Genomic DNA, 20,105 nt, shown 5'->3' on the forward strand with positions numbered 1-20,105 from the left:
ATCAGGTACTCAGAGCCTTTGTTTTTAGAATACATCAATAAAGAGTTTGGTTTTAAGAGCCAAGCTCTTTTTTGTCCGCTAGTTTTAATGAAATATAGGGATAAAATTTTATAGCTTCTTCTCTTAATTAAAGAACCTTTCAAAGAAGGCTTGACGAGGGCCTGCTTTCTAGATAGACTGGAAGTAAGCGTTTACACACAACAAATTTTAGGAGGTCCTGATGAAATCACATCAACCACGTTATGCTATTCGCAAGTATGCTGTAGGAGTTGCTTCGGTACTAGTTGGCTTTTTTGCTAGCGGTCAAGTTGTAGCAGCAGATACGCCAAGCGTTACAGAAAGCTCTGCAACGACTCTACCGACACAGCCAAGTGAAGGAGACTTGCCTCTCTCCGCTACGGAGGAAGCTGCTCAGCCGGTAGTAGAAAAACCAATTGTTCCTGCTCCAATCGTTGATCAAAGTCAACCGACCTTACCTGATCGAGAATTGCGCGCATCTGATCTTGATCGCTTGATTCGTGAAGAAGCGATCTCTGTCACAGAAGCTGATGGAGCAGCTCAACCAGTAACAGCAACGACTGAAACACCCGCTAAAGATCCAGAGCAAGAAGAAAAATTGGCCAAGAAAAAGGTCATCTCTATCGATGCGGGTCGCAAGTACTTCTCACCTGATCAAATCAAGGAAATCATTGATGAAGCCAGCAAGACAGGTTATACCGATTTACATCTCTTAGTGGGAAATGATGGTTTGCGCTTTGTCCTTGATGACATGTCCTTGCAAGCAGGAGATGCATCCTACTCAAGTCAAGCGGTCAAAGAGGCAGTTGAAAAAGGAACCAAAGCTTACTATGACGATCCTAATGGAACAGCCTTGACGCAGGCTCAAATGGATGACATTTTGGCTTATGCCAAATCCAAGAATATAGGCGTGATTCCAACAATTAATAGCCCAGGGCACATGGATGCAATCCTAACCGCTATGGAGCAATTAGGGATCGAAAACCCTCACTTTAATTACTTTGGCACGAAAAAGTCAGAACGGACCGTTGATTTAGACAACCAAAAAGCCTTAGATTTCACCAAAGCCTTGGTGGACAAGTATGCGGCTTATTTCAGTGGCAAGACAGACATCTTTAACATAGGTTTGGACGAATATGCCAATGATGCAACGGATGCTCATGGTTGGCAGGTTCTCCAAGCTAGCAAGCATTGGCCAGATGAAGGCTATCCAGATAAAGGCTACGAAAAATTCATCCAATATGCCAATGATCTAGCGGCTATTGTGAAAAAACACAAGATGAAACCAATGGCCTTCAACGACGGTATCTACTACAATGGCGACACCTCCTACGGAACCTTTGATAAAGATATCATTGTTTCCTACTGGACAGGTGGTTGGAACGGCTATGATGTGGCTTCTTCAAAATTCTTGTCTGAACTAGGCCATCAAATCCTAAATACCAATGATGCTTGGTACTATGTTCTCGGTCGGGATAAGGCTGGATCAGGTTGGTACAATCTCGATCAAGGTCTCGAAGGGATTTCTAAATCAGCGATTGATGTTGTTCAAAAGAATGATGGGGCTAAGGTTCCATTTATCGGTGGGATGGTAGCTGCCTGGGCAGATACGCCATCTGCAACCTACAAAAAAGAGCTTCTCTTCAAGCTCATGCAGGCTTTTGCGGATAAGAACGCAGACTACTTTGTAGCGGACCCTGAAATCGTCGAAAAAGCTCTTGCGGAAGCTCCAACTGATTTGGACCATTACACTCCAGAATCGCTAGTAGCCTTTACAGCAGCAAAAGAGGCACTAGAAGGAGTGGGAGCAGAAACGACACGAGCAGAAGCTAAAGAACTGATTGCTTCTCTCAAAGCCGCTCAAGAGGCCTTAGTCCATACAGAAAGCTATGCCAAAGAGTTGGCAGACAAGGAAGCTGCTGAAAAACTAGCCAAGAGCAAGGTAATTTCCATTGACGCAGGACGCAAATACTTCTCGCTGGATCAGTTGAAACGAATCGTGGATAAGGCCAGTGAGCTGGGATATTCTGACTTGCACCTCCTTGTCGGAAATGATGGCATGCGCTTCGTACTCGATGATATGACGGTTGAAGCCAATGGCAAGACTTATGCCAGCGATGACGTAAAACAGGCGCTTCTCGAAGGTACCAAGGCCTACTATGACGATCCAAATGGTCAAGCTTTGACCCAAGCAGAAATGGATGAGTTACTGGCTTATGCTAGCTCAAAAGGGATTGGCTTAATCCCGGCAGTCAATAGTCCAGGTCATATGGATGCCATCTTGGTAGCGATGGAAAAACTGGGTATCGAACATCCACAAGCAACCTTTGATACAGTTTCCAAGACAACCATGGATCTAACCAACGAAGAAGCCGTCAACTTTACCAAGGCTCTAATTGGCAAGTACATGGACAATTTCAAAGGCAAGTCTAAGATCTTTAACTATGGAACAGACGAATATGCCAATGATGCCACCAATGCCCAAGGCTGGTACTATCTCAAATGGTATGAGCTCTATGGTAAGTTTGCGGACTATTCCAATAGTCTCGCAGCTATGGCTCGCGAAAAAGGTCTGCAACCAATGGCCTTTAACGATGGCTTCTACTATGGAGACGAAGATGATGTTGCCTTTGACAAGGATGTCTTGATTTCTTACTGGTCTAAAGGATGGTGGGGCTATAACCTCGCATCACCACAGTACCTAGCAGACAAGGGCTACAAATTCCTCAATACCAACGGTGACTGGTACTATGTTTTGGGCCACAGGGGAGATCAAAGCTATCCACTCGATAAAGCTATCCAACATTCAGAAACTGTTCCATTTGAACAATTAGCTTCAACCAAATACCCTGATGTGAAATTACCGGTGTCCGGAAGTATGTTGGGAATCTGGGCAGATGAACCGGCCAATGAATACAAGGAAGAAGAAGTCTTCCAGGTCATGGAAGCATTTGCCAACCATAACAAAGACTATTTCAAAGCTAACTATACAGCCCTTCGTGCGGCCCTTGCAAGCGTTCCAACAGATCTTTCCATCTATACAGAGGAATCTCGTTCAGCTCTTGCAAAAGTCTTGGATACATTGAACTGGACTGTCAGTCGTGCCCATCAAGAAAAGGTAGATGAGCAAGTGACAAGCCTAACGCAAGCTCTCAGCCAGTTGAAACCAATCACCCAAGTGGGAAGTCAAGAAGAAAATGATGTCAGAGCCTTGGTAGAAGACAAACCAAGCTTGGAAATCGTTGAAAAAGAACTAGATTTTGAAGTCGTCGAACGTACGAATCCAGACTTGGCCAAGGGTGAACGAAAAGTGGTTCAAGCAGGTGTCAAAGGCCAGAATCGTGAATTTGTTGCGGTCTCTGCTCTTGATAAGAGCCGCCAAGTGGTAGGAACAGAAGTTTCGAAAGAAGCTGTTTCTGAGATTGTGGAAGTGGGCACCAAGGAGGCAGAAGTGATCACTCCGACTCCAGGTTTACAGGATGGTCCAAGTCCTCAACCAGACTTACCTCAAGTCGATCTAGGAAGTCATCATCAAGTAAGACCAGTAGCTCCTGAAGTGAAGCCACTTGTGAATGCTCAACCAGCTCCAGTCTCTTCAGAACAAAAACCAGTGGAAGAGGCTAAGCCAGCACCGGTGCAAGACCAAACACCGTCTAGCCATCAACTTCCTGAGACTGGACAAGAGTCTATCTTAGGTTTGGCCTTACTTGGAGCTGTTCTTGGTGCAACAGGTATGGGTCTCAAAGGACGGAAAGAAGACTAATCAGCCCCCCGATTGAACTAAGTTTTTCTATTTTCCAGAGATGGAAAAGGAAAGACTTGGTTCTTTTTTTGACTTCAAAACTGTACCCGGACAGTCATAGCTTTTCTGCCTTGTTCAGCTTTGATGAACTTGATAAAATAAAAACATGACACGATACAAAGCAACTATTTCTTACGATGGAACGCTATTTGCAGGTTTCCAACGCCAACCGCTTGCCCGTAGTGTACAAGAAGAAATCGAGAAGACCTTAATGCGTCTGAATCAAGGAAATCCCGTGACCATCCATGGCGCGGGCCGGACGGATGCAGGCGTCCATGCCCTTGGGCAGGTCATCCATTTTGATCTCCCTCAGCCACGGGATGAGGAGAAGCTCCGCTTTGCCCTCGATACCCAGACCCCAGAGGATATTGATTTCATCCGGGTGGAGCAAGTAGCAGATGACTTTCACTCACGTTACAAGAAGCACAGCAAGACTTACGAATTCATCGTGGATTATGGTCGCCCCAAGAACCCCATGATGCGCCACTATGCCACCCACTATCCCTACCCCTTGGATGTGGCCAAGATGCAAGCAGCCATCCAAAAGTTGGAGGGGACCCATGATTTCACTGGATTTACTGCTTCGGGTACCAGTGTGGAAGACAAGGTTCGCACGATTACAGAGGCTCGCTTGGTTGAGGATAGGGCAAATCATCGCCTTCTCTTTACCTTTTCAGGTAATGGCTTTCTCTACAAGCAAATCCGCAATATGGTGGGAACCTTGCTAAAGATTGGCAATGGACGAATGCCGGTAGAGCAAATTGACTTGATTTTAGAAAAAAAGGACCGCAATCTAGCAGGTCCGACAGCAGCGCCAAATGGCTTATATTTAAAGGAGATTCGGTATGAGTAATGAATTGATTCTAGCTATTTCAGGAAATGATATTTTTAGTGGAGGAGGTCTTCACGCAGACCTTGCGACCTATACGACCAACAAACAGCATGGTTTTGTAGCAGTGACTTGTTTGACCGCTATGACCGAGCATGGTTTTGAAGTGATTCCAGTGGATCCGACGACCTTTGCTCAACAGCTCAGCTCTCTCAAAGACGTTCCTTTTTCTGCTATTAAACTCGGCCTCTTGCCAAATGTTGAAGTGGCAGATTTAGCCCTGACCTATGTCAAAGCCCATGCAGGTATCCCTGTGGTGCTGGATCCTGTCTTGGTCTGCAAGGAAACCCATGATGTGGAAGTGTCAGCCCTTCGAGACGAATTGATCAAGTTCTTCCCTTATGTGACCATCATCACACCAAATTTACCAGAGGCTGAGATCTTGACCCAAAGAAAGATTCAATCGCTCGATGATATGAAGGAGGCTGCTCGTAAGCTCCATGAATTGGGAGCAGCGACTGTCGTGGTCAAAGGGGGCAATCGCCTCAACAAGGAAAAAGCCATCGATGTCTTTTATGATGGCCAAGACTTTACGGTCTTCGAAGAAGACGTTTTAGAAAAGAATAATACAGGAGCTGGTTGTACCTTTGCCTCTAGCATTGCAAGCCAGTTAGTTCAAGGGAAGGCAACGTTAGAAGCTGTTAAGGCTTCAAAAGCGTTCGTCTACCAAGCCATTCAAAAATCAGATCAATATGGAGTAGTTCAATATGACCAATAACCGTACCCAAGTAATCGCGCATTTAGCCATTTTAACCGCCTTGACAGTTGTGCTGGGCTATTACACCAAGTTGCCAACTCCAACCGGGATGGTGACCTTGCTGGATTTAGGCGTTTATTTTACCGCCTTTTATCTGGGGCGCAAAGAAGGAGCAGTGGTCGGTGGTCTTGGAGCCTTTCTCTTAGACCTCCTCTCTGGCTATCCTCAATGGATGTTCTTTAGTCTCTTGTTCCACGGAGCTCAAGGCTACTTTGCTGGCTTTAAAGGAAAAGCCCGTTACATCGGTCTGCTTCTAGGAACGGTTATCATGGTAGGCGGCTATGCCCTATCATCAGCGCTCTTTTTAGGAAATACCTGGGTAGCGGCCATTGAAGAGGTTCCTCATAATCTGGTTCAAAACTTCGTTGGGATGGCTCTGGGATATGCTCTGTACCATTTCTTGCCAAAGAAGGGGAATTAGAGGATGGAGTTAGAGCAAATAAAAAGAGAAACCCAGGAGATTTTGCTGGATCTTTTATCCAAGGCCAATCTGCATCAGGGACAAATCCTCGTATTAGGCCTGTCCACCAGTGAAGTCGCTGGCGCAAGTATCGGGAAGAACTCAAGCCTAGAGATTGGACAAGTCATTGTGAAAACCATCCTAGATACCCTAACTCCCAAAGGGATTTACTTAGCTGTCCAAGGATGTGAGCATCTTAACCGCGCTCTGGTGGTCGAACGTGAACTAGCAGAAAAGAAAGACTTAGAAATCGTCAATGTACTACCGAGCCTCCATGCGGGTGGTGCCGGACAGTTGGCAGCCTTCGGTTATATGAAAGACCCAGTCGAAGTTGAATTTATCACAGCTCAGGCTGGTTTGGATATTGGAGATACCTCTATCGGCATGCATGTCAAGCATGTGCAAGTACCCGTTCGTCCAGTCTTGAAAGAACTGGGTGGTGCTCATGTAACGGCTCTAGCGAGTCGTCCGAAGTTAATCGGTGGGGCGCGTGCTTCTTACCAAGAAGATCCACTTCGAAAATCCTAATAGGAAGGAAACTAGTTCAAGGCATGGACTGGTTTTTTTGTTCCGGGACAAATTTTGAGATTGGAAAGGGATTGAAAATCTTTTGGTCTCCAGAAACCACTATAATATTTCTCTAAAAAGAAGCAGTTTTCACAAAACCAGGATGCCCAAAAACTTGCATTTTCGAAGTTTTATGGTAAAATTATTAGGAATGACTATATTATTTTAAGGAGAGACAGAATGTCTGTATCATTTGAAAACAAAGAAACAAACCGCGGAGTATTGACTTTTACCATCAGTCAAGACCAAATTAAACCAGCTTTAGACCGCGTGTTTGAGTCTGTTAAGAAAAACTTGAACGTACCAGGATTCCGTAAAGGTCACCTTCCACGTCCGATCTTCAACCAACGTTTTGGTGAAGAATCACTTTATCAAGATGCTTTGAACGATCTTCTTCCAGCAGCTTATGAAGCAGCAGTAAAAGAAGCAGGACTTGAAGTAGTTGCTCAACCAACTTTTGACGTTGTATCAATGGAAAAAGGTCAAGATTGGACATTGACAGCAAATGTTGTTACAAAACCAGAAGTAAAATTGGGTGCTTACAAAGACCTTGAAGTATCTGTAGAAGTTTCTAAAGAAGTAACAGATGAAGATGTAGATGCACGTATCGAACGCGAACGCAACAACTTGGCTGAATTGGTCATCAAAGAAGGACCAGCAGCTGAAGGTGATACAGTGGTGATCGACTTTGTAGGTTCTGTTGACGGTGTTGAGTTTGACGGAGGAAAAGGAGATAACTTCTCACTTGGACTTGGTTCAGGTCAATTCATCCCAGGTTTCGAAGACCAATTGGTTGGACACTCAGCTGGTGAAACAGTTGATGTCATCGTAACTTTCCCAGAAAACTACCAAGCAACTGACCTTGCAGGTAAAGAAGCAAAATTCGTGACAACGATCCACGAAGTAAAAGCAAAAGAAGTACCAGCTCTTGACGATGAATTGGCAAAAGACATCGATGAAGAAGTTGAAACTCTTGCTGAATTGAAAGAAAAATACCGCAAAGAGTTGGCTGAAGCGAAAGAAGAAGCTTACAAAGATGCAGTTGAGTCAGCAGCGATTGACCTTGCAGTAGAAAACGCAGAAATCGTTGACCTTCCAGAAGAAATGATTCATGAAGAAGTACACCGTGCTGTAAATGAATTCCTTGGAAACATGCAACGTCAAGGAATCTCTCCAGACATGTATTTCCAAATCACTGGTACAACTCAAGAAGATCTTCACAAACAATATGAAGCAGACGCAGCAGCACGTACTAAGACAAACCTTGTCGTAGAAGCAGTTGCCAAAGCAGAAGGTTTCGAAGCAACTGACGAAGAAGTAACTGCTGAAATCGAACAATTGGCAGCAGACTACAACATGCCAGTTGAACAAGTTCGTAGCTTGCTTTCACCAGAAATGTTGAAACACGATATCGCTGTGAAGAAAGCTGTTGAAGTGATCACAAGCACTGCGAAAGTAAAATAAAAAGATGATCTTCCATCTTGATGGAAAGAAGTCATAAGAGGAAAAGCTGAGGCCATGTGTCCCGGCTTTTCTCTTCTTATTGGCGCGGAATTTTCCTTTGACGAAAGGGGAAAATTATCGTACAATAGAGTGTAACGATAAATGATGTATTCTAGGGGTATCCTCTTTTTTAATGAAAAAGAGTGTTGCCTTGAGATAAAAATGAAGGAGATCTACCTTGGAATTAGAAGTATTTGCTGGACAAGAAAAAAGTGAACTTTCAATGATTGAAGTAGCTCGTGCGATCTTAGAGTCACGTGGCCGTGATCATGAAATGTATTTCAATGACCTGGTCAATGAAATTCAAAACTACCTCGAAAAATCAAACAGTGAAATTCGTGAAGCTCTTCCATTATTCTATACGGAATTGAATGTGGATGGAAGCTTTATCCCACTAGGGGATAACAAATGGGGACTTCGCTCATGGTATGCGATCGATGAGGTAGATGAAGAAATCATCGCTCTTGAAGAAACAGATGAAGACGAAGAACCTAAAAAACGTAAGAAAAAACGTGTCAATGCCTTTATGGATGGCGACGAAGACGCGATCGATTACAATGCGGATGATCCAGAAGACGAAGATGTCTACGAAGCAGATCCAGCGCTTACTTACGATGATGAAAACCCAGAAGATGAGAAGGATGAAGTGGAAGCCTATGATGCTGAAATTAATGAAATCTCACCAGATGAGTTGGATGAGGAAGTTGAGTTAAGTGACGAAGAAGACGAAGAAGAGTCTTACGAAGAAGAAGAATAATCCAAAGAGGCTGGGACAAAATTCCTAGCCTCTTTCTATGTTTATTTGGATTGTCGAACGCAGTGGTTGAGTGGGCTCTACTACGCTGATTTCATCAGCTTTTATAGCCCTACTCAACTGTGCGGGGGTGGGACGACGAAATCGAATTCTAACGAATTACCGATTTCTGTCCCACTCTCTTTCTTTACTTGAAGAACGCTTCAAGGAGGAGTATAATAAGGGTGTAAGACTGATGTAGCGTAGAAGGAGGAAGGGCATATGGACTGGATACTTGATCAAAGTTTGGTGGATTTGGGGATTGAGACGGTCGTGATTGGAGTGGCCAAACAGGTGGATCCGCAAGCTCCCCTATCTGCAGATTTTTTATCTAAAAAGAAGGAGATGGAAGCTTGGGCCTTGAATTGTGATCTCAGCTCGGTGAAAGAGGAGGCAGTTGTACAAGGCTATATGGAATTGTTGAAGGAAGTGGGGCGAAGTGTCAAGAAGAACCCGCCGACTATTCTTGCTTTGATTAAGAATATCCAAAGTCGTGGCTTCCTTCCGACAATCAATAGTGTGATTGATATCTATAATGTTGAATGTCTTCGTTCCTTTCTAGCCATCGGAGGGCATGATTTGGATAAGATACAGGGACCAATCGAGTTTACGATTAGTCAAAGAGAGGATACCTTTTTGCCCATCTTATCAACAGAAAAGCATGTTAGTGAAACCGATCCGGTCTACCGAGATCAAGAGGGTATTATGGCCTGGCTAGATGTGAGAGATGGTGAGGGCTATAAGATGGAGGAGACTAGCCGCAATGCCCTCTTTATCATCCAGGGGAATCGAGCGACCTCTTTAGAGATGCGCTTGGAAGCACTCGATCGAATCAGGGAAGATTTGGCCTCTTGCATGCCTGATTTAGAATTTGAAAAATATCTGGTTACCACCAGTGAGGCAAATCTAGTCCCATAAAGAAGCCCTTCAGTAAGGAAGATTTGTCAACATCTGAACAGGCGAGTGAAGTGAAGGAGCCAATGCTCTTCTTGTCCTCTAATAAAGTTCAAAGTTTGAAAAAAGTTTGAAAAAAATCTTGACAAGAAAGTAGAAGATTGATATACTAGTAAGGTACTCAATCGCGGGGATGGCGGAATTGGCAGACGCGCAGGACTAAGGATCCTGTGACCGCTTTAGGTCGTGAGGGTTCAAGTCCCTCTCTCCGCATCGGATGATCAAGGCAGCTTCGGCTGTCTTTTTTCTTGTTCATTTAGCAGAAAGAATGCTTGAAAGAGAAGAAAACGCTTTAAAGGTTCAGGAAAAGCTAGCATTTTCAATGAAAAAGTGATAAAATAAACAATGTAAGTGGTTTAACCACAAAAAATAAGAGGAGGCCTACAACTAATGGCAATCGTTTCAGCAGAAAAATTTGTCCAAGCAGCTCGTGACAATGGTTACGCAGTTGGTGGATTTAACACAAACAACCTTGAGTGGACTCAAGCTATCTTGCGTGCAGCAGAAGCTAAAAAAGCTCCAGTTTTGATCCAAACTTCTATGGGTGCTGCTAAATACATGGGTGGTTACAAAGTAGCTCGCAACATGATCGCTAACCTTGTTGAAGCAATGGGTATCACTGTACCAGTTGCAATCCACTTGGACCATGGTCACTATGAAGATGCTCTTGAGTGTATCGAAGTTGGCTACACTTCAATCATGTTCGACGGATCACACCTTCCAGTTGAAGAAAACCTTAAATTGGCGAAAGAAGTTGTAGAAAAAGCTCACGCTAAAGGTATCTCAGTTGAAGCTGAAGTTGGTACAATCGGTGGTGAAGAAGACGGTATCGTTGGTAAAGGTGAATTAGCACCAATCGAAGATGCTAAAGCAATGGTTGCTACAGGAATCGACTTCTTGGCAGCAGGTATTGGTAACATCCACGGTCCATACCCAGCAAACTGGGAAGGTCTTGACCTTGATCACTTGAAGAAATTGACAGAAGCTCTTCCAGGATTCCCAATCGTATTGCACGGTGGTTCAGGTATCCCTGATGAGCAAATCCAAGAAGCTATCAAACTTGGTGTTGCGAAAGTTAACGTTAACACTGAGTGCCAAATCGCATTTGCTAACGCAACTCGTCAATTCGTACGTGAATACGATGCAAACGAAGCAGAATACGACAAGAAGAAACTCTTCGACCCACGTAAATTCTTGAAACCAGGATTCGAAGCAATCACAGCTTCAGTTGAAGAACGTATCGACGTATTTGGTAGCGAAAACAAAGCTTAATCTTGCTTGAAACGTTATTAACCAGAGGTTTATCCGTAAGGATAAGCCTTTTTTGGTTCTCTTATTTGGAAAAGTGTTTATTGTAAACAAAAAATGATTGCGATTCTGACAGTTTAAGGTTATAATAAACAAAAACGAAGCAAGTAGGTAGGAAATGAAAAAACAGGAAAGACTGAATGAGATTATCAATCTGGTCAATAAGGCTGGAACCGTTTATGTTCAAGACATCATGGAAAGTATGCAGGTGTCGGATATGACGGTCCGTCGGGATTTGATTGAATTGGAAAAGCAAGGGCTCCTTATTCGTGTTCGAAATGGAGCCAAAAGTAACCAATTCCTCCCTTCACGAGAGCTTCCCCATGAAGAGAAGTTACTCAAGAATATTCTGGCTAAGCGTGAGGTAGCGAAGAAAGCTAGCGAACTGATAAAAGAAGGTGAGAGTATCTTCCTTGGGCCGGGGACCTCTGTTGAGGTTCTTTCCGAAGCCATTAATAATAAGGAATTGCGTGTGGTGACCAACTGTCTGCCGATTTTCCAAGAGTTGTTAAAGAAGAAAAGTGATACCTTTAAGGTAATCCTCTTAGGAGGGGAGCTTCGAGAAACCAGTCAAGCTTTTGTCGGCGAGATAACGAACACTATCATGGAAAGAATGTACTTCCACAAGATGTTTTTTAGTGGGAATGGCATTGTGGATGGACGCGTTCTGACCTCTTCTTTTGAAGAAGCCTATACGCAAAAGTTAGCCTTAGAACGTTCTTCCGAAGCCTATCTACTGATTGACTCCTCCAAGATTGGCAAGGAAGACTTTACCTCTATCTGTTCCTTGAAAAAAGTAACTGCGGTGATAACGGACGATGCATCTGAGAAAGCACATGAAGAATTAGAGGAATATACACGTGTGATTGTATAAATAATAAACTGAAAAGAGAGAGCGATTCTCTCTTTTTTGTTTATTACAAACATTTTAGGGCTAAAAAATAATAAAAAATAAAGAAAAATGAAAAAAATAAACAAAAATGGTTGACAACAAACAAAAATAGCGCTATACTGTGTTTGTGAATAACAAAACGAAGTCGAATGAAGAAAGAGGAGAACTTTCTTTGTTGACGGAAATGCAAAAAGGAGAAGCATATGGCAATTGTAGTTGGTGCGGATGCAGCAGGTATTCGCTTAAAAGAAGTAGTCAAAGAATATTTGGAATCGGAAGGTTTCCAAGTCGTGGACGTGACAGAAGAAGGGCAAGACTTTGTCGATGTAACCTTAGCTGTTGCCAAAGAAGTCAAACAAGCAGAAGATAATCTGGGCATTGTCATTGATGCTTATGGTGCAGGTCCATTTATGGTAGCGACTAAAATTAAAGGAATGGTTGCCGCAGAAGTTTCAGATGAGCGTTCCGCTTACATGACTCGTGGCCACAACAATTCTCGCATGATCACCATGGGGGCTCAAATCGTGGGCGATCAATTGGCCAAAAATATTGCCAAAGGTTTTGTAAACGGTAAGTATGACGGCGGTCGCCACCAAATCCGTGTCGATATGCTTAACAAGATGTGCTAAGGGGAGGAGTAAACGAATGAAAATTGCAATTGGATGTGACCATATTGTCACAAATGAAAAAATGGCTGTTTCTGAATTTTTGAAATCAAAAGGCTTTGAAGTCCTTGACTTCGGAACCTATGACCATGCTCGGACCCACTATCCAATTTTTGGGAAGAAGGTTGGGGAAGCAGTAGTGAGTGGTCAAGCAGATCTTGGTGTATGTATCTGTGGAACTGGCGTTGGAATTAACAACGCGGTTAACAAGGTTCCGGGTGTCCGTTCAGCCTTGGTCCGCGATATGACCTCTGCACTTTATGCTAAAGAAGAACTCAATGCCAATGTGATTGGTTTTGGTGGGAAAGTAACTGGTGAGTTGCTCATGTGTGATATCATTGAAGCCTTCATCCATGCGGAATACAAACCAAGTGAAGAAAACAAGAAATTGATTGCCAAGATTCAACATTTGGAAACCCACAACGACCATCAAGAAGATGAGGATTTCTTCACAGAATTCCTTGAAAAATGGGACCGTGGGGAATACCACGACTAAGAGGTGAGTCTATGATACTAACGGTAACCATGAACCCTTCAATCGACATTTCCTATCCATTAGAAACTTTACACTTGGATACGGTCAATCGAGTTGACAAGGTAAGCAAAACCGCAGGTGGTAAGGGACTCAATGTCACACGGGTCCTAGCAGAGATTGGAGATCCTGTCTCAGCGACTGGTCTGATTGGTGGTTCAACAGGCCAATTTATCTTGGACCATCTGGATCAGGAAATCGGCAAAGAATTCTTTGAAATTCAAGGGGAGACCCGGAATTGTATTGCGATTCTTCACGAAGGTCAACAAACTGAAATCCTGGAAAAAGGTCCGTCTGTTTCTGAAGAAGAAGGGCAAGCCTTTCTGGCTCACTTTGAAGCTTTGCTTCCAGATGTAGCAGTTGTTGCTATCTCAGGAAGTTTACCAGCTGGTTTACCAGTTGATTATTATGTGAAATTAGTCGAGCGTGCTAAGAAGGCAGGAAAACCAGTTGTTCTTGATTGTTCAGGTGTTTCCTTGGAAAAAGCTCTAGCAGCTCCTATTAAACCAACGGTTATCAAGCCCAATAATGAAGAATTGTCTCAACTCTTGGGCTACGAGGTGACCAAGGATCTGGATCAATTAAAAGAGGTCCTTCAATCTAACTTGTTTAAAGGGATTGACTGGGTCATCGTCTCCCTAGGAGCTGACGGTGCCTTTGCCAAACATGGTGATGTCTTCTATAAAGTGGATATTCCAAAAATTGAAGTGGTTAATCCAGTGGGATCTGGTGATTCGACAGTTGCTGGGATTGCCTCAGCTCTCTATCATCAGGAAGACGACCAAGCACTTTTAACCAAAGCCAATGTCCTTGGCATGTTGAATGCTCAAGAAGCAACGACAGGCCATATCAATATTCATCGCTATGATGATTTGTATCAACAGATAAATGTAAAAGAGGTATAAGATGGTATTAACAGAACAAAAACGCAACTATTTAGAAAAATTGAGCACCAAAGATGGTGTGATCTCAGCCTTGGCCTTTGACCAACGCGGCGCTTTGAAACGCCTCATGGCTCAGTACCAAGACACAGAACCAACAGTGGCTCAAATGGAAGAATTGAAGGTCTTGGTGGCTGAAGAATTGACACCATTCGCATCTTCTATGCTCTTGGACCCTGAGTATGGACTTCCAGCGACTAAGGTTTTGGATGCGGAAGCAGGGCTCTTGTTGGCTTATGAAAAAACAGGCTACGACACTTCAAGCACCAAGCGTCTGCCAGACTGCCTCAACCTTTGGTCAGCTAAACGCATCAAAGAACAAGGTGCAGATGCAGTGAAATTCTTGCTCTACTATGATGTGGATAGTGCTGATGAACTCAACCAAGAAAAACAAGCTTACATCGAACGCATCGGTTCAGAATGTGCGGCAGAAGAAATTCCATTCTTCCTTGAAATCTTGGCTTACGATGAAACAATTGCGGATGCAGGTTCTGTAGAATACGCTAAAGTGAAACCTCGCAAAGTCATCGAAGCTATGAAAGTCTTCTCAGACCCACGCTTTAACATCGATGTCTTGAAGGTAGAAGTTCCAGTAAATGTTAAATACGTTGAAGGCTTTGGCGATGGTGAAATCGTGCATAGCCGTGAAGAAGCGGCTGCCTTCTTTAAAGAACAAGAAGCAGCAACCAACCTTCCATACATCTACTTGAGTGCAGGTGTTTCTGCTAAACTCTTCCAAGAAACCCTTGTCTTTGCGCATGAAGCAGGAGCGAACTTCAATGGAGTTCTTTGTGGCCGTGCAACTTGGGCTGGATCTGTAGAAGCCTACATCAAGAATGGAGAAGAAGCAGCTCGTGAATGGTTGCGTACCGAAGGTCGTCGCAACATTGAAGAACTCAACCAAGTCTTGGACCAAGTCGCAACTTCTTGGAAAGAACGTATTTAAAAGTGTAGACTACTCCTTTAACAATGGGCGTTCGAATTTCCTTGAAGAGCCCAGAGAAGACAGCTATAAACAGCTATTTGTTAGGAAAAAACAAAAAAGTTAAAAAGTTGTTAAGAAAGGGTTTACAAAAACAAAAGCGTGTGCTATACTAAATCCATAAGTGAATACAAGGTGAGTGTTAGTAAGTTAGATTACGCATGATCACAGATGAATCGGGGAGAAACCTCTCTGATCTCATTTGTGGTCATTTTTTATACCCTAAACCTTAAATAAACTAGCAAGGAGAGTACCATGTATCGGATTTTAAATCCACTCAATCACAATGTTGCTCTGGTGAGAAATGACAAAGGGGAAGAACTGATTGTCATTGGAAAAGGAATTGTTTTTGGCAAAAAGAAGGGCGACCTAGTCCCTAAAGAGAAGGTAGAAAAGCTCTTTCGGATGAAAACAGAGGAATCCCGAGAGAACTTTATGACCCTGCTAAAAGATGTTCCATTAGACTTCATCACAGTGACCTACGAGATGATTGATTACTTGAGCAAAAAGTATCACTATCCCGTTCAAGAATATATCTATGTGACCTTGACAGACCACATGTTTTGCTCTTACCAGGCAGTGACTCAAGGCAGGTATAAGGAAAGTAATCTTTTGGATATCTCAGAAAACTACCCAGTGGCTTTTGAGATTGCTAAAGAGGCAGTAGATATCTATCGTGAGAAGCTCACAACTAGCTTCCCTGAAGATGAGGTCACTCGTATCGCCTATCATTTCATCAACGCAGAAGGTGAAAATGGAGCGGAGGTCGTGGATTCCATGGACCAGCGCAAAGAAATCTTAAAAGGTGTGGAAGAGGTTTTGGATAGTTATTCAATTAAACGAACCGAGACCAACAACAACTTTTATGATCGTTTCATGATTCATCTTAACTACTTCTTGGATTACCTGGATCGCAATCGGGATGACAATCAATCGCTTCTAGATATGGAGGAACATATAAAAAGCTCCTATCCCAAAGCCTTTGAGATTGGTTCCAAGATTTATGATGTGATTTCTAGGGAGACCGGGGTTGACTTGTACAAGAGTGAACGGGTCTATCTGGTCTTGCACATTCAACGCTTATTGTAACAACTTTTAAAAATTAAGAAATTCAAATTGGAGGAATTGGTCATGACCAAAGAAGAAATGACACTATTAGGTTTTGAGATCGTTGCGTATGCAGGGGATGCTCGCTCTAAACTCTTGGAGGCCCTCAAGGCGGCTGAGAAGGGTGACTTCGCTCAAGCGGAAAGCTTGGTAGAAGAAGCAGGAAGCTGTATCGCAGAGGCTCACAAGTCTCAAACAACTATGCTAGCGCAAGAAGCAACAGGAGAAGACCTCCCCTACAGCATTACCATGATGCATGGACAGGACCACTTAATGACAACGATCCTATTAAAAGATGTGATTCATCATCTCATTGAACTATACAAAAGAGGAGCTAAATAATGCATAAATTAATTGAATTAATTGAGAAAGGAAAACCTTTCTTCGAGAAGATTTCCCGTAATAAATATTTGCGTGCGATCCGTGATGGATTTATCGCAGGGATGCCAGTCATCTTATTCTCATCTATCTTTATCTTGATTGCCTATGTTCCAAATGCATGGGGCTTCCATTGGTCAAAAGAAATTGAGAATTTCTTGATGACACCTTATAGCTATTCGATGGGAATTCTGGCTTTCTTCGTAGGTGGAACCACAGCCAAAGCTTTGACAGATTCTGTCAACCGTGATTTACCTGCAACAAACCAGATCAACTTCTTGTCAACCATGTTGGCATCTATGGTTGGTTTCCTTTTAATGGCAGCTGAACCAGCGAAAGAAGGAGGTTTTCTGACTGCCTTCATGGGAACAAAAGGTCTTTTGACAGCCTTTATTGCAGCCTTCGTTACCGTTAATGTTTACAAAGTCTGCGTGAAAAATAATGTTACTATTCGCATGCCAGACGAAGTTCCACCAAATATCTCTCAAGTATTTAAAGACTTGATCCCATTCACTGTATCTGTCGTTCTCCTTTATGGACTTGAACTGATTGTGAAGGGTAGTCTTGGTGTAACAGTAGCTGAATCTATTGGTACTCTTCTTGCGCCTCTCTTCTCAGCAGCAGATGGTTATGTTGGAATTACGATCATTTTCGGTGCTTTTGCATTCTTCTGGTTTATTGGTATTCACGGCCCATCTATCGTTGAGCCTGCGATTGCAGCGATTACTTATGCAAATGCCGAAGTCAACTTGAACCTTCTTCAACAAGGTATGCACGCTGATAAGATCCTTACATCTGGTACACAAATGTTTATCGTCACTATGGGTGGTACAGGAGCAACTCTTGTAGTTCCATTCATGTTTATGTGGTTGTGTAAGTCTAAGCGTAATCGTGCAATCGGACGCGCTTCAGTAGTTCCAACCTTCTTCGGTGTAAACGAACCAATCTTGTTTGGTGCACCACTTGTATTGAACCCTATCTTCTTTGTTCCATTTATCTTTGCTCCAATTGCAAACGTATGGATCTTCAAATTCTTTGTTGATACCTTGGGAATGAACTCATTTACTTCTAACCTACCATGGACAACTCCTGGACCTTTGGGGATTGTTCTTGGTACGAACTTCCAAGTACTTTCATTCATCCTTGCTGCACTTCTTGTTGTAGTAGACGTGATCATTTACTACCCATTCGTTAAAGTTTACGATGAACAAATTCTTGAAGAAGAACGTTCAGGTAAATCAAACGATAGCTTGAAAGAAAAAGTTGCTGCAAACTTTAACACTGCCAAAGCAGATGCAATTCTTGAAAAAGCAGGTGTTGAAGATGCACCAGCTGAAAATACCATTACTGAAGAAACAAACGTCCTCGTTCTTTGTGCGGGTGGTGGTACTAGTGGACTCCTTGCAAATGCCTTGAACAAGGCTGCGGCAGAATACAAGGTTCCTGTCAAAGCTGCAGCAGGTGGCTACGGTGCTCACCGTGAAATGTTGCCAGAATTTGACCTTGTTATCTTGGCGCCTCAGGTTGCTTCCAACTTCGAAGATATGAAGGCTGAAACAGATAAACTAGGCATCAAATTGGCGAAGACAGAAGGTGCTCAGTACATTAAATTGACACGCGATGGACAAGGTGCTCTAGCCTTTGTTCAAGCTCAATTTGAAGAATAAGAACTAAAAAGTGAGATGGAGATGGATGGCTCACTAACTCCTCTCCCCTCACTTTTCATTTTATCCAATCAAGAAATAGGTGAAAAAATGACAAAAACACTTCCTAAAGATTTTATTTTTGGTGGGGCAACGGCTGCCTATCAAGCAGAAGGAGCTACCCATACTGACGGAAAAGGACCAGTTGCTTGGGACAAATACTTAGCTGATAACTATTGGTATACAGCAGAACCAGCAAGCGATTTCTACCATAAATATCCAGTAGACTTACAGTTGGCTGAAGAATATGGCGTAAACGGAATTCGTATTTCTATTGCTTGGTCACGTATTTTCCCAACTGGCTATGGTGAAGTAAATCCAAAAGGGGTAGAATTCTATCATAAGTTATTTGCAGAATGTCATAAACGTCATGTAGAACCATTCGTAACTCTTCACCACTTTGATACTCCTGAAGCTCTTCACTCAAACGGAGACTTCTTGAATCGTGAAAATATCGAACACTTCGTAGATTATGCTGCCTTCTGTTTTGAAGAGTTCCCAGAAGTCAACTACTGGACAACCTTCAATGAAATCGGCCCTATCGGAGATGGTCAGTACTTAGTCGGAAAATTCCCACCAGGCATTCAGTATGATCTTGCCAAAGTGTTCCAATCACACCACAATATGATGGTTTCTCATGCGCGTGCTGCGAAATTGTATAAAGACAAAGGGTATGAAGGTGAAATTGGAGTTGTTCACGCCCTTCCAACTAAGTATCCGTTGGATCCAGAAAATCCAGCAGACGTTCGTGCGGCTGAATTGGAAGATATCATCCATAACAAGTTTATTCTAGATGCAACCTACCTTGGACACTATTCCGATAAAACCATGGAAGGTGTAAACCACATTCTTTCAGTTAATGGTGGTGAGTTGGATCTTCGAGACGAAGACTTTGTGGCACTTGAAGCAGCTAAAGACCTGAATGACTTCCTTGGAATTAACTACTACATGAGTGATTGGATGGAAGCATTTGATGGTGAAACTGAAATCATCCACAATGGTAAAGGGGAAAAAGGAAGCTCTAAGTACCAAATTAAAGGTGTTGGTCGTCGTGTAGCTCCTGACTATGTACCTCGCACTGACTGGGACTGGATCATTTATCCTCAAGGTTTGTATGATCAAATCATGCGTGTGAAGGCGGATTATCCAAACTATAAGAAAATCTACATCACAGAAAATGGTTTGGGATACAAAGATGAGTTTGTGGACAATACGGTTTATGACGATGGACGGATTGATTATGTGAAACAACACTTGGAAGTTCTGTCCGATGCGATTGCCGATGGTGCAAACGTCAAAGGCTACTTCATTTGGTCACTCATGGACGTCTTCTCATGGTCTAATGGTTATGAAAAACGTTACGGACTCTTCTACGTTGATTTCGATACACAAGAACGTTATCCTAAGAAATCTGCACATTGGTACAAGAAATTAGCAGAAAGCCAAGTAATTGAATAAAGAAATAAACATGTAAGAAGGCTTATCCGTAAGGGTAGGTCTTTTTTGGTTCTCTTATTTGGAAAAGTGTTTATTGTAAACAAAACAATTCACTCATTTCTAGTAATAATTTTTTGTTTGAAGGGCCAATATAGTTTTTACATGATATAATTAAATTGTTGAGTTAATATTAGGAGATTATGATTCATATTGATCAAAATAGTTTGCCTTTTTACAATTCGTAGCCTGCCCCTAAGGGCAGGTTTTTTGGTGTCTTAAGGAAACTATTTAACAGAATTTCTGATTAAAAGTTTCATTTTAAGAGAGAAATCTCTAATTTCATAATCAATAAGCAAACGCTTGCATTCCTTTTTTTATTAGATTATAATAGGTTGGTATAAAGCCCTCTGTAATAAT

18 protein-coding genes and 1 tRNA gene are annotated in these 20,105 nt (G+C 42.7%); all 19 read left to right on the forward strand.

Annotation, left to right across the window (positions count from 1 at the left end; all coding sequences use genetic code 11):
- Positions 1-220 precede the first annotated feature (220 nt).
- The 19 genes from ABT997_RS08845 (at position 221) to lacG (ending at position 19,709) form a co-directional block, all read left to right on the forward strand.
- On the forward strand, positions 221-3,781 hold the full coding sequence (locus tag ABT997_RS08845) for a family 20 glycosylhydrolase (RefSeq protein ID WP_350019178.1): 3,561 nt from the start codon (positions 221-223) through the stop codon (positions 3,779-3,781).
- A 145-nt stretch (positions 3,782-3,926) separates the two neighbouring features.
- Positions 3,927-4,673, forward strand: coding sequence for a tRNA pseudouridine(38-40) synthase TruA (gene truA, locus ABT997_RS08850; protein WP_350019179.1), 747 nt, complete (start codon positions 3,927-3,929; stop codon positions 4,671-4,673).
- Positions 4,666-5,427: a bifunctional hydroxymethylpyrimidine kinase/phosphomethylpyrimidine kinase gene (locus ABT997_RS08855; protein ID WP_350019180.1), complete on the forward strand. Its 762-nt coding sequence runs from the start codon at positions 4,666-4,668 to the stop codon at positions 5,425-5,427. The genes truA and ABT997_RS08855 overlap by 8 nt, the downstream gene beginning before the upstream one ends.
- Positions 5,417-5,887 carry an ECF transporter S component gene (locus ABT997_RS08860; RefSeq protein WP_350019181.1) on the forward strand — a complete coding sequence of 157 codons (471 nt, stop codon included), beginning with the start codon at positions 5,417-5,419 and terminating at the stop codon, positions 5,885-5,887. The genes ABT997_RS08855 and ABT997_RS08860 overlap by 11 nt, the downstream gene beginning before the upstream one ends.
- A 3-nt stretch (positions 5,888-5,890) precedes the next feature.
- Positions 5,891-6,454 (forward strand): TIGR01440 family protein, encoded by a 564-nt coding sequence (locus ABT997_RS08865; protein WP_350019182.1) that lies wholly within the window; start codon positions 5,891-5,893, stop codon positions 6,452-6,454.
- Between the two features lie 219 nt (positions 6,455-6,673).
- Positions 6,674-7,957 carry a trigger factor gene (gene tig / locus ABT997_RS08870; protein ID WP_048717652.1) on the forward strand — a complete coding sequence of 428 codons (1,284 nt, stop codon included), beginning with the start codon at positions 6,674-6,676 and terminating at the stop codon, positions 7,955-7,957.
- A 217-nt stretch (positions 7,958-8,174) separates the two neighbouring features.
- A complete protein-coding gene (rpoE, locus tag ABT997_RS08875; RefSeq protein WP_048691524.1) occupies positions 8,175-8,753 on the forward strand; it encodes a DNA-directed RNA polymerase subunit delta in 579 nt (192 codons plus the stop codon).
- Between the two features lie 258 nt (positions 8,754-9,011).
- Positions 9,012-9,707, forward strand: coding sequence for a B3/B4 domain-containing protein (locus ABT997_RS08880; RefSeq protein ID WP_350019183.1), 696 nt, complete (start codon positions 9,012-9,014; stop codon positions 9,705-9,707).
- 163 nt (positions 9,708-9,870) lie between these two features.
- Positions 9,871-9,956 (forward strand) — tRNA-Leu (locus tag ABT997_RS08885).
- Positions 9,957-10,133: 177 nt separating this feature from the next.
- Positions 10,134-11,015, forward strand: a complete 882-nt coding sequence (locus ABT997_RS08890; protein ID WP_006595009.1) for a class II fructose-bisphosphate aldolase — start codon at positions 10,134-10,136, stop codon at positions 11,013-11,015.
- Positions 11,016-11,169: 154 nt separating this feature from the next.
- On the forward strand, positions 11,170-11,925 hold the full coding sequence (locus tag ABT997_RS08895) for a DeoR/GlpR family DNA-binding transcription regulator (RefSeq protein WP_350019184.1): 756 nt from the start codon (positions 11,170-11,172) through the stop codon (positions 11,923-11,925).
- Positions 11,926-12,146: 221 nt separating this feature from the next.
- Entirely contained in the window at positions 12,147-12,572 is a 426-nt protein-coding gene (gene lacA / locus ABT997_RS08900) for a galactose-6-phosphate isomerase subunit LacA (RefSeq protein WP_350019185.1), read from the forward strand.
- A gap of 16 nt (positions 12,573-12,588) precedes the next feature.
- Positions 12,589-13,104: a galactose-6-phosphate isomerase subunit LacB gene (gene lacB / locus ABT997_RS08905; RefSeq protein ID WP_350019186.1), complete on the forward strand. Its 516-nt coding sequence runs from the start codon at positions 12,589-12,591 to the stop codon at positions 13,102-13,104.
- Between the two features lie 11 nt (positions 13,105-13,115).
- Entirely contained in the window at positions 13,116-14,045 is a 930-nt protein-coding gene (locus ABT997_RS08910) for a tagatose-6-phosphate kinase (RefSeq protein WP_023027664.1), read from the forward strand.
- Between the two features lies 1 nt (position 14,046).
- Positions 14,047-15,027 (forward strand): tagatose-bisphosphate aldolase, encoded by a 981-nt coding sequence (gene lacD / locus ABT997_RS08915; RefSeq protein WP_350019187.1) that lies wholly within the window; start codon positions 14,047-14,049, stop codon positions 15,025-15,027.
- A 291-nt stretch (positions 15,028-15,318) separates the two neighbouring features.
- The gene (locus tag ABT997_RS08920) at positions 15,319-16,152 is read left to right on the forward strand and encodes a PRD domain-containing protein (RefSeq protein ID WP_048691506.1); all 834 of its coding nucleotides are present in this window, start codon (positions 15,319-15,321) and stop codon (positions 16,150-16,152) included.
- A gap of 42 nt (positions 16,153-16,194) precedes the next feature.
- On the forward strand, positions 16,195-16,512 hold the full coding sequence (locus ABT997_RS08925; protein ID WP_154853814.1) for a PTS lactose/cellobiose transporter subunit IIA: 318 nt from the start codon (positions 16,195-16,197) through the stop codon (positions 16,510-16,512).
- Complete coding sequence (locus tag ABT997_RS08930) at positions 16,512-18,215, forward strand: lactose-specific PTS transporter subunit EIIC (protein WP_154853811.1); 1,704 nt, start codon at positions 16,512-16,514, stop codon at positions 18,213-18,215. The genes ABT997_RS08925 and ABT997_RS08930 overlap by 1 nt, the downstream gene beginning before the upstream one ends.
- A gap of 87 nt (positions 18,216-18,302) precedes the next feature.
- Positions 18,303-19,709: a 6-phospho-beta-galactosidase gene (gene lacG / locus ABT997_RS08935; protein ID WP_350019188.1), complete on the forward strand. Its 1,407-nt coding sequence runs from the start codon at positions 18,303-18,305 to the stop codon at positions 19,707-19,709.
- Positions 19,710-20,105: the final 396 nt, after the last annotated feature.

Origin of the sequence: Streptococcus australis (assembly GCF_040226615.1) — a bacterium.
Classification (GTDB): Bacteria; Bacillota; Bacilli; order Lactobacillales; family Streptococcaceae; genus Streptococcus; species Streptococcus australis_E.